This is a genomic window from Streptomyces scabichelini (genome assembly GCF_011045015.1).
Taxonomy (GTDB): Bacteria; Actinomycetota; Actinomycetes; order Streptomycetales; family Streptomycetaceae; genus Streptomyces; species Streptomyces scabichelini.
This window is the reverse complement of the sequence record NZ_JAAKZY010000326.1, coordinates 1-8,620: the sequence shown is the minus strand read 5'-3', so window position 1 is coordinate 8,620 and position 8,620 is coordinate 1. Positions and strand designations below refer to the sequence as shown.

The 8,620-nt window shown below is 69.6% G+C and carries 6 protein-coding genes and 1 pseudogene; all 7 read left to right on the top strand.

The window, feature by feature from the left end:
* A pseudogene (locus tag G5C60_RS47900) lies at positions 1 to 774 on the top strand (hypothetical protein); the annotation flags it as partial.
* A 533-nt stretch (positions 775 to 1,307) separates the two neighbouring features.
* Entirely contained in the window at positions 1,308 to 2,150 is an 843-nt protein-coding gene (locus G5C60_RS47895; RefSeq protein WP_165270116.1) for a nitrilase-related carbon-nitrogen hydrolase, read from the top strand.
* Positions 2,147 to 3,433 carry an aspartate aminotransferase family protein gene (locus G5C60_RS47890; RefSeq protein WP_165270114.1) on the top strand — a complete coding sequence of 429 codons (1,287 nt, stop codon included), beginning with the start codon at positions 2,147 to 2,149 and terminating at the stop codon, positions 3,431 to 3,433. The genes G5C60_RS47895 and G5C60_RS47890 overlap by 4 nt, the downstream gene beginning before the upstream one ends.
* Positions 3,434 to 3,462: 29 nt before the next feature.
* Positions 3,463 to 5,028, top strand: coding sequence for a PucR family transcriptional regulator (locus G5C60_RS47885; protein ID WP_165270112.1), 1,566 nt, complete (start codon positions 3,463 to 3,465; stop codon positions 5,026 to 5,028).
* 155 nt (positions 5,029 to 5,183) lie between these two features.
* The gene (locus tag G5C60_RS47880) at positions 5,184 to 6,026 is read left to right on the top strand and encodes a nitrilase-related carbon-nitrogen hydrolase (protein ID WP_165270110.1); all 843 of its coding nucleotides are present in this window, start codon (positions 5,184 to 5,186) and stop codon (positions 6,024 to 6,026) included.
* A 112-nt stretch (positions 6,027 to 6,138) separates the two neighbouring features.
* On the top strand, positions 6,139 to 7,542 hold the full coding sequence (gene hydA / locus G5C60_RS47875; RefSeq protein WP_165270108.1) for a dihydropyrimidinase: 1,404 nt from the start codon (positions 6,139 to 6,141) through the stop codon (positions 7,540 to 7,542).
* Between the two features lie 11 nt (positions 7,543 to 7,553).
* Positions 7,554 to 8,573, top strand: coding sequence for a TIGR03842 family LLM class F420-dependent oxidoreductase (locus G5C60_RS47870; RefSeq protein ID WP_165270106.1), 1,020 nt, complete (start codon positions 7,554 to 7,556; stop codon positions 8,571 to 8,573).
* The last annotated feature ends 47 nt before the right edge of the window (positions 8,574 to 8,620 follow it).

The following is an 8,620-nucleotide window of genomic DNA, read 5'->3' as shown; positions in this document are numbered from 1 at the left end:
CCCGAGCCCCGTCCCGCACCCTCCACGACCCCCGCACCCAAAGCCGCCAAGCAACGCTCCAAACGGCGCCCCCGAGGCAGTGCCCGCTTCGCCGGGATGATGGACGAAGCGGACGCCGGCGCCGGCGCCGTACCGGCCATGCCCGTGCCTCCGCCCATGGATCGCAGCCCGCGGGGGGTCCGTTACCGGCGGGGCGCCGAGGAGGCGGAGCAACGGCCGGCGGCGCGGCGCGAGCCGTTGGACGACGAGGCGCGGCGGGCCACCGTCGAGACCGTCGAGCGGCTCGTCCGGCTGCGTGGTGAGGGCCGCAGCGGGGAGGCGCACGCCGTGCTGGCCGAGGCCGCGTACTGGCCTGCGGCCCGCTTCCCTCTTCTCGCTTCCGAGCTGCACCGTGCGGGTCTCGGCGCGGACTGGGCCACCCTTCTCTGGGAGGCCGTCTCGCTGCCGGCCGACCGGCTCGTCGCCGCGGCCGATGCGCTCGCTGCGGCGGGTCGTACGGCGGACGGTCGGCAGATGCTCCGGCAGGGGGTCGCGCGGCCTGCCGAGGAGATCGGGGAGGCGGTGCTGGGCCTTGCCGAGGACGGCCGTCGTCGGGAGATCCGGGCGCTGCTCGACGCGTACGTACGCGTCCGTCCTCCGGAAGAGGCCGCGCGCAGCGTCGCGCCCGACCCGTCTCGCCTCGGTCCTCTCCTCCTGGCGGCCGCGAAGGAGGTTTCGGAGGAGTGCCACTGGGACCTGGTCCATGCGCTTCGCGTCGCGGGTCACACGGCGTGATGCCTCCGGCGGTTGGGCGGTTTGGGTTCGTTTTCGGGTGCGGGTGTGTGGGTGGCTGGTCGCGCAGTTCCCCGCGCCCCTGGGTTTGTGGTGGGGTCGGGGCCGTGGGCCGGTGCGTCAGCCCGTCGCAGGGTGGGCATACGGCCCGGTGTCGGTACACGGTGCGGGTGGCCTGAGACCGAACCTACGCGACGGGCGTACGACGCACCGGCCCACGGCCCCTCCCGCCGGTGGGAGGGTGCGGGTAGTTGGGGGTGCGGGCTTTCCCGGGGTGCGTGCTTTCTCCGGGCGCGGTGAGGCGCAGGCTTTTGCTTTTAGGGGCGCGGGGAACTGCGCGACCAGCCACGACGGCGCTGCAGCCGACAACGAACCCAAACCCGCCGGAGGCAACCCCACTCGGCGTAAGAAACGCGATCGACTCCGCCGGTTAACGACGATGGTCTTGCCCAGCGCAGCGGCGAGGCTTACTTTCGGGGCTCTACGACCAGCGTCTACGGGCGTAGAGGCTGACGACCCGGTCGAAGGAGCAGCTCATGGCCAACGTCGTACGTGCCGCTCTGGTCCAGGCCACCTGGACCGGCGACACCACATCCATGGTCGCCAAGCACGAGGAACACGCCCGCGAAGCGGCCCGGCAGGGCGCGAAGGTCATCGGATTCCAGGAAGTCTTCAACGCCCCGTACTTCTGCCAGGTCCAGGAGCCCGAGCACTACGGCTGGGCCGAGCCCGTGCCCGACGGGCCGACTGTGAGCCGTATGCAAGAGCTCGCGCGCGAGACCGGCATGGTCATCGTCGTGCCGGTCTTCGAGGTCGAACAGTCCGGGTTCTACTTCAACACCGCGGCCGTGATCGACGCCGACGGCACCTACGTCGGCAAGTACCGCAAGCACCACATCCCCCAGGTCAAGGGCTTCTGGGAGAAGTACTACTTCAAACCGGGAAACCTGGGCTGGCCCGTCTTCGACACGGCCGTCGGCAAGGTCGGCGTCTACATCTGTTACGACCGCCATTTCCCGGAGGGCTGGCGGCAGCTCGGACTGAACGGCGCGCAACTCGTCTACAACCCGTCGGCGACCTCCCGCGGCCTCTCCGCCCACCTCTGGCAGCTGGAGCAGCCCGCCGCAGCCGTGGCCAACGAGTACTTCATCGCCGCGATCAACCGTGTCGGCCAGGAGGAGTACGGCGACAACGACTTCTACGGGACGAGTTACTTCGTCGACCCCCGCGGGCAGTTCGTCGGCGAGACCGCGAGCGACAAGTCGGAGGAGCTCGTCGTGCGTGATCTCGACTTCGACCTGATCGAAGAAGTCCGGCAGCAGTGGGCCTTCTACCGGGACCGCCGCCCCGACGCGTACGAAGGACTGGTGCAGCCATGACCAAAGACCTGCTCGGACGCCACAAGGCCGTCCTTCCCGACTGGCTCGCCCTCTACTACGACGACCCCCTCGAGATCACGCACGGCGAGGGCCGCCATGTCTGGGACGCCGCCGGGAAGAAGTACCTCGACTTCTTCGGCGGGATTCTGACCACCATGACCGCGCACGCGCTGCCCGAGGTGACGAAGGCCGTCAGTGAGCAGGCCGGGCGGATCATCCACTCGTCGACCCTGTACCTCAACCGGCCGATGGTCGAACTCGCCGAGCGTATCGCCCAGTTGTCCGGCATCCCGGACGCCCGCGTCTTCTTCACGACGTCCGGCACGGAGGCCAATGACACCGCGCTGCTGCTGGCGACCGCGTACCGGCGGAGCAACCAGATCCTGGCGATGCGCAACAGCTACCACGGCCGTTCGTTCAGCTCGGTCGGCATCACCGGCAACAAGGGATGGTCGCCGACCTCGCTGTCACCGCTCCAGACGTTGTACGTCCACGGTGGCGTCCGCACCCGCGGGCCGTACGCCGGGCTCGGCGACGACGAGTTCATCGCGGCCTGCGTCGCCGACCTGGAGGACCTGCTCGGGCATGTCCGTGCGCCTGTGGCCCTGATCGCCGAACCCATCCAGGGCGTCGGCGGCTTCACCGCACCGCCGGACGGACTGTACGCGGCTTTTCGCGAGGTGCTTCAGGAGCGCGGCATCCTGTGGATCGCCGACGAGGTGCAGACCGGCTGGGGCCGGACCGGCGATCATTTCTGGGGCTGGCAGGCGCACGACCGGAACGGTCCGCCGGACATGCTGACCTTCGCCAAGGGCATCGGCAACGGCATGTCGATCGGTGGTGTCGTCGCGCGTGCCGAGGTCATGAACTGCCTGGACTCCAACTCCATTTCGACCTTCGGCGGCTCACCGGTCACCATGGCGGCCGGCAACGCCAACCTCACGTACCTCCTCGAACACGATCTCCAGGGCAACGCCCGCCGCGTCGGCGGACTGCTCATCGAGCGGCTGCGGGCCGTCGCCGCGCAGCTTCCCGGCGTACGCGAGATCCGTGGCCGGGGGCTCATGATCGGCGTCGAGCTGGTCAAGCCCGGCACCGACGAGGCCGACCCGGACGCGGCCGCCGCCGTGCTCGAAGCGGCCCGCGAGGAAGGGCTGCTGATCGGCAAGGGCGGCGGTCACAACACCAGCGTGCTGCGCATCGCCCCGCCGCTCTCGCTCACCGTCGCGGAGGCCGAAGAGGGCGCCGCGATCCTCGAGCGTGCGCTGAGGGGCACCCCGTAAGACCCGAGCAAGGGAACGGAACGCCGGCCATGACCACCACCGCCTTGGAACCCGCCCTCTCGGTCCGCCAGGTCCTCGGCCTGGAGCGGGTGCTCGCCGGTGAGCCCGAGGTGGTGGCCGGTGCGAGCCAGCTCGACCGGCCGGTGCGCTGGGTGCACGTCGCCGAGGCCGCCGACGTGGGCGTGATGCTCAGCGGCGGGGAGATGGTCCTCACCACTGGTGTGCTGCTCGCAGGCGACGTGGAAGCGCAGGCCGAGTACATCCGGTCACTGCACCGCGCGGAGGCCGCGGCCGTTGTCCTCGGACTCGGCCGCGCTTTCCCCGCCACGCCCGATGCGATGCGCAGGGCGGCCGAGCGGTGCGGGCTGCCCATGGTGGTGCTTCACCGCCCGTTCCCCTTCGCCGACTTGACGGAAGAGGTCCAGTCCCGGCTCGTACGGCGGAAGTTCGCGGCCGTCAGTCTTTCCGAGGCCGTACGGACCGCGCTGACCGGGCTGATCACCGCGGGCGCCCCGCTGCAACGGCTGCTCGACGAGATCGCGGGCCACAGCGCCTGTCCCGTCGTCGTCACCAACCTCGCGCACCGCGTGCTAGCGACGGCGGGGGAGCGGTCCGCGGTGGACGACGTGCTGCGCGACTGGGAGCGCATCGCGCGGCAGGCCGGCGGCAGCGAGGGTGACGGCTGGGTCCGTGCCGAGCTGGGCGGGCGCGGGGAGCGCTGGGGGCGCATCGTGCTGTGCGGCTATCGGGGCGACGGCGCCACCGGGCGGCTGCTCGCCGACCGCGCCGCCGAAGCACTCGTACTGCATCGCATGCTCGGCGGCCCCGCGCGCTCCTGGGAGGAACAGTCCGCGCAGAGCCTGCTGACCGACCTCGTCTCCGGTGTCGTACCGGCCCGGCAGCTGCTGCCACGGGCGCGGGCGGCCGGGCTGCCCGTCAACCGGCGGACCTTCGTGCCGCTGGTGGTACGCGACGGTGAGCCCGCCCAACTCGACCGTGTGCTGCGGCTGTTGGGCTTGCCCGGTCTTGTCGCCGAGCTGGCCGACGGGGTCACCGCCGTGCTGCTGAGCCTGGCCAGGGACCAGGACGCGGAGGCGCTGGCGACGCACTTCGCCACCCGGATGCGTACGGAGTCGGGGGCCCACAAGACGGTCGTCGCCGCCGCGGATCCGCGGACCGTGTGGGACGACGTGCCCGCCGGTCTGCGCGAGGCCCAGCATGTGGCCGACGCGGTCGCGACGACGCCCACCGAGCTGGACCTTCCGGTGGTGGTGCGCCTGCGGGACGTACATCTGCGGGGTCTGATCCGGCTGCTGCGGGACGATCCGCACGTCCAGTCGTTCGCGGAGCGGGAGCTGGACGGGCTGCTGTGCGGGGACGGCGCGGCCGAGCAGGAGCTGTTGCCTGTGCTGCGGACGTATCTCGCGACCGGCCGCAACAAGTCGCGTACCGCCCAGCTCCATCACGTCTCCCGGCCCGCCCTGTACCGGCGGCTGGAGGCCATAGAGGCGCGGCTCGGGGTCGATCTCGACGACTTCGAGCAGGCCGCCTCCGTGCACATCGCGCTCCTCGCGCACGACGCGCAACAGGGGTGAAACATGGAACGACCTGGGAAAACGGTGGTGAAACATGGGCCGACGGCGGAGTGACACCGTGGAACGCCATGCCCCCGTAGACGTGACACCGTGCATCTCAAAGACCTCTTTCGGACTTCCTAAGCTCACCGCACACCGAGCGACCGGAGGTCCCGATGAGCAGAGTGGTCCGCGCCGCCGTCTTCCAGACCGCCTGGACGGGCGACAAGGAATCGATGATCCAGGTCCACGAGCAGGCGGCCCGCGACGCCGCCGCGCAGGGTGCTCAAGTCCTGTGTTTCCAGGAGCTGTTCTACGGGCCGTACTTCTGCCAGGTCCAGGACAAGGCGTTCTACGAGTACGCCGAGCAGATCCCCGAGGGGCCGATCGTGCGCCGCTTCCAGGCGCTCGCCAAGGAGCTGGGCATCGTCCTGGTTCTGCCGATGTACGAGGAGGAGCAGCCCGGTGTCCTCTACAACACCGCGGCGGTGATCGACGCCGACGGCTCCTACCTCGGCAAGTACCGCAAGACGCACATTCCGCAGGTCGAGGGGTTCTGGGAGAAGTTCTACTTCCGGCCGGGCAACAGCGGTTGGCCCGTCTTCGACACGGCCGTGGGCAAGATCGGCGTCTACATCTGCTACGACCGGCACTTCCCGGAGGGCTGGCGCGCGCTCGGTCTCGCCGGCGCCGAGATCGTCTTCAATCCCTCGGCCACCTCACGCGGTCTGTCCGGCTATCTGTGGCAGCTGGAGCAGCCTGCCTCGGCCGTCGCCAACGAGTACTTCGTGGGCGCCATCAACCGCGTGGGTGTGGAGGAGCTGGGGTCCAACGACTTCTACGGGACCTCCTACTTCGTGGACCCGGAGGCCCAGTTCGTCGGGGAGGTGGCGAGCGACAAGGAGACCGAACTCGTCGTCCGCGACCTCGACATGGCCAAGCTCCGCGAGGTCCGCGACCGCTGGCAGTTCTACCGCGACCGCGCCCCCGGTGCGTACGCGCCACTTACAGCTCCCTGACGGGGGCGGCACCCGCGCCCCGTAAGGGGCGCGGGGAACTGCGCGACCAGCCACACACGACCCGCACTTTCCGACCGCATTCCACCGGGGTGCCGACGACAGGAGAGGGAACATGAGCAGCCGTACCGTCATCCGCGGTGGCCTAGTCATCACCGCGTCCGACGAACTCCACGCGGACGTCCTCATAGAGGACGGCCGCATCGCCGCCCTCGCCGCCAGCGGCACCCCCGCCGCCGAGGCCTGGACGGCCGAGCGGACCATCGACGCCACCGGAAAGTACGTGATTCCGGGCGGAGTCGACGCCCATACGCACATGGAGCTGCCGTTCGGCGGCACCTTCGCCTCCGACACCTTCGAGACCGGCACCCGGGCCGCCGCCTGGGGCGGCACGACGACGATCGTCGACTTCGCCGTGCAGAGCGTGGGCCACTCGCTGCGCGAGGGCCTGGACGCCTGGAACGCCAAGGCCGACGGCAAGTGCGCCATCGACTACGGCTTCCACATGATCGTCTCGGACGTCAACAGCGAGACGCTCAAGGAGATGGACCTGCTGGTGGAGGAGGGCGTCACCTCCTTCAAGCAGTTCATGGCCTACCCCGGCGTCTTCTACAGCGACGACGGCCAGATCCTGCGCGCCATGCAGCGCTCCGCCGACAACGGCGGACTGATCATGATGCACGCCGAGAACGGCATCGCGATCGACGTGCTCGTCGAGCAGGCGCTGGCTCGCGGGGAGACGGATCCGCGGTACCACGGCGAGGTGCGCAAGGCCCTGCTCGAAGCCGAGGCCACCCATCGCGCCATCAAGCTCGCGCAGGTCGCGGGCGCCCCGCTGTACGTCGTGCACGTCTCGGCGCAGGAGGCAGTCGCCGAGCTGGCACGGGCGCGCGACGAGGGCCTGAACGTCTTCGGCGAGACCTGCCCGCAGTATCTGTTCCTGTCCACGGACAACCTCGCGGAGCCCGACTTCGAAGGCTCCAAGTACGTGTGCTCCACGCCGCTACGGCCCAAGGAGCACCAGAAGTACCTGTGGCGGGGCCTCAGGACGAACGACCTCCAGGTCGTCTCCACCGACCACTGCCCGTTCTGCTTCGTCGGTCAGAAAGAACTCGGCCGCGGCGACTTCTCCAAGATCCCCAACGGTCTGCCGGGCGTCGAGAACCGTATGGACCTCCTCCACCAGGCCGTCGTCGACGGGCACATCACACGCCGCCGCTGGATCGAGATCGCCTGCGCCACCCCGGCCCGGATGTTCGGCCTGTACCCGAAGAAGGGCACGATCGCGCCGGGCGCCGACGCCGATGTCGTCATCTACGACCCGGGGGCCGAGCAGGTCATGTCCGCCGAGACGCACCACATGAACGTCGACTACTCGGCGTACGAGGGCAAGAGCGTCACCGGCCGCGTCGAGACGGTCCTGTCGCGGGGCGAACTCGTCATCACCGAGCGGGAGTTCACCGGACGTGCCGGGCACGGCGTCTACACCCCCCGCTCCACCTGTCAGTACCTGAACTAGGAGTGGGGCACATGGACTTCGGACTCGTCCTGCAGACCGACCCGCCGGCCTCCCGTGTCATCAGCCTGATGAAGCGGGCCGAGCGCAACTCCTTCACGTACGGCTGGACCTTCGACTCCACCGTGCTGTGGCAGGAACCCTTCGTCATCTACAGCCAGATCCTGGCCAACACGCAGAAGCTGACGGTCGGCCCGATGGTCACCAACCCGGGCACCCGCACCTGGGAGGTCACCGCCTCGACCTTCGCCACGCTCAACGACATGTTCGGCAACCGCACGATCTGCGGCATCGGCCGCGGCGACTCCGCGATGCGCGTCGCCGGCCGCAAGCCGAACACCCTGGCCCGTATCAGCGAGGCCATGAAGGTCATCCGGGCACTGGGCAGCGGGGAGGAGGCCGACCTCGGCGGCACGGTCATCAGATTGCCCTGGGTGAAGCCGAGCGCCGAACTCCCCGTCTGGATGGCCGCATACGGCCCGAAGGCCCTGAAGATGACGGGCGAGGAGGCCGACGGCTTCATCCTCCAGCTCGCCGATCTGTATCTGACCGAGTACATGGTCAAGGCGGTCAAGGGCGCGGCCGTGGCGGCGGGACGCGACCCGTCCGACGTCAAGATCTGCGTGGCCGCGCCCGCGTACGTCACCGCGGACGACTCGCCGGAAGCGCTCGCCCACGCGCGCGAGCAGTGCCGCTGGTTCGGCGGGATGGTCGGCAACCATGTCGCCGACCTCGTCGCCAAGTACGGCGATCACTCCGACATGGTTCCGGAGGCGCTCACCGACTACATCAAGGCCCGCGAGGGCTACGACTACGCGCACCACGGGCGAAGCGGCAACCCCGACACCCAGTTCGTGCCCGACGAGATCGTCGACCGGTTCTGCCTGATCGGCACGGCCGAGCAGCACATCGAGAAGCTGAACGCCCTGCGTGAGCTGGGCGTCGACCAGTTCGCCGTGTACGACATGCACGACGCGCAGGAGGCCGTGATCGACGCGTACGGCCAGAAGATCATTCCCGCGATCAACTCCTGACCGTCACCACCGCTCTCCCCACCCCACGGTTCTCCCCTCGATTCCCC

Coding starts and splice junctions, on each gene's coding strand:
- G5C60_RS47895 (WP_165270116.1), top strand. CDS start 1,308: ATGGCCAACGTCGTACGTGCCGCTCTGGTCCAGGCCACCTGGACCGGC.
- G5C60_RS47890 (WP_165270114.1), top strand. CDS start 2,147: ATGACCAAAGACCTGCTCGGACGCCACAAGGCCGTCCTTCCCGACTGG.
- G5C60_RS47885 (WP_165270112.1), top strand. CDS start 3,463: ATGACCACCACCGCCTTGGAACCCGCCCTCTCGGTCCGCCAGGTCCTC.
- G5C60_RS47880 (WP_165270110.1), top strand. CDS start 5,184: ATGAGCAGAGTGGTCCGCGCCGCCGTCTTCCAGACCGCCTGGACGGGC.
- hydA (WP_165270108.1), top strand. CDS start 6,139: ATGAGCAGCCGTACCGTCATCCGCGGTGGCCTAGTCATCACCGCGTCC.
- G5C60_RS47870 (WP_165270106.1), top strand. CDS start 7,554: ATGGACTTCGGACTCGTCCTGCAGACCGACCCGCCGGCCTCCCGTGTC.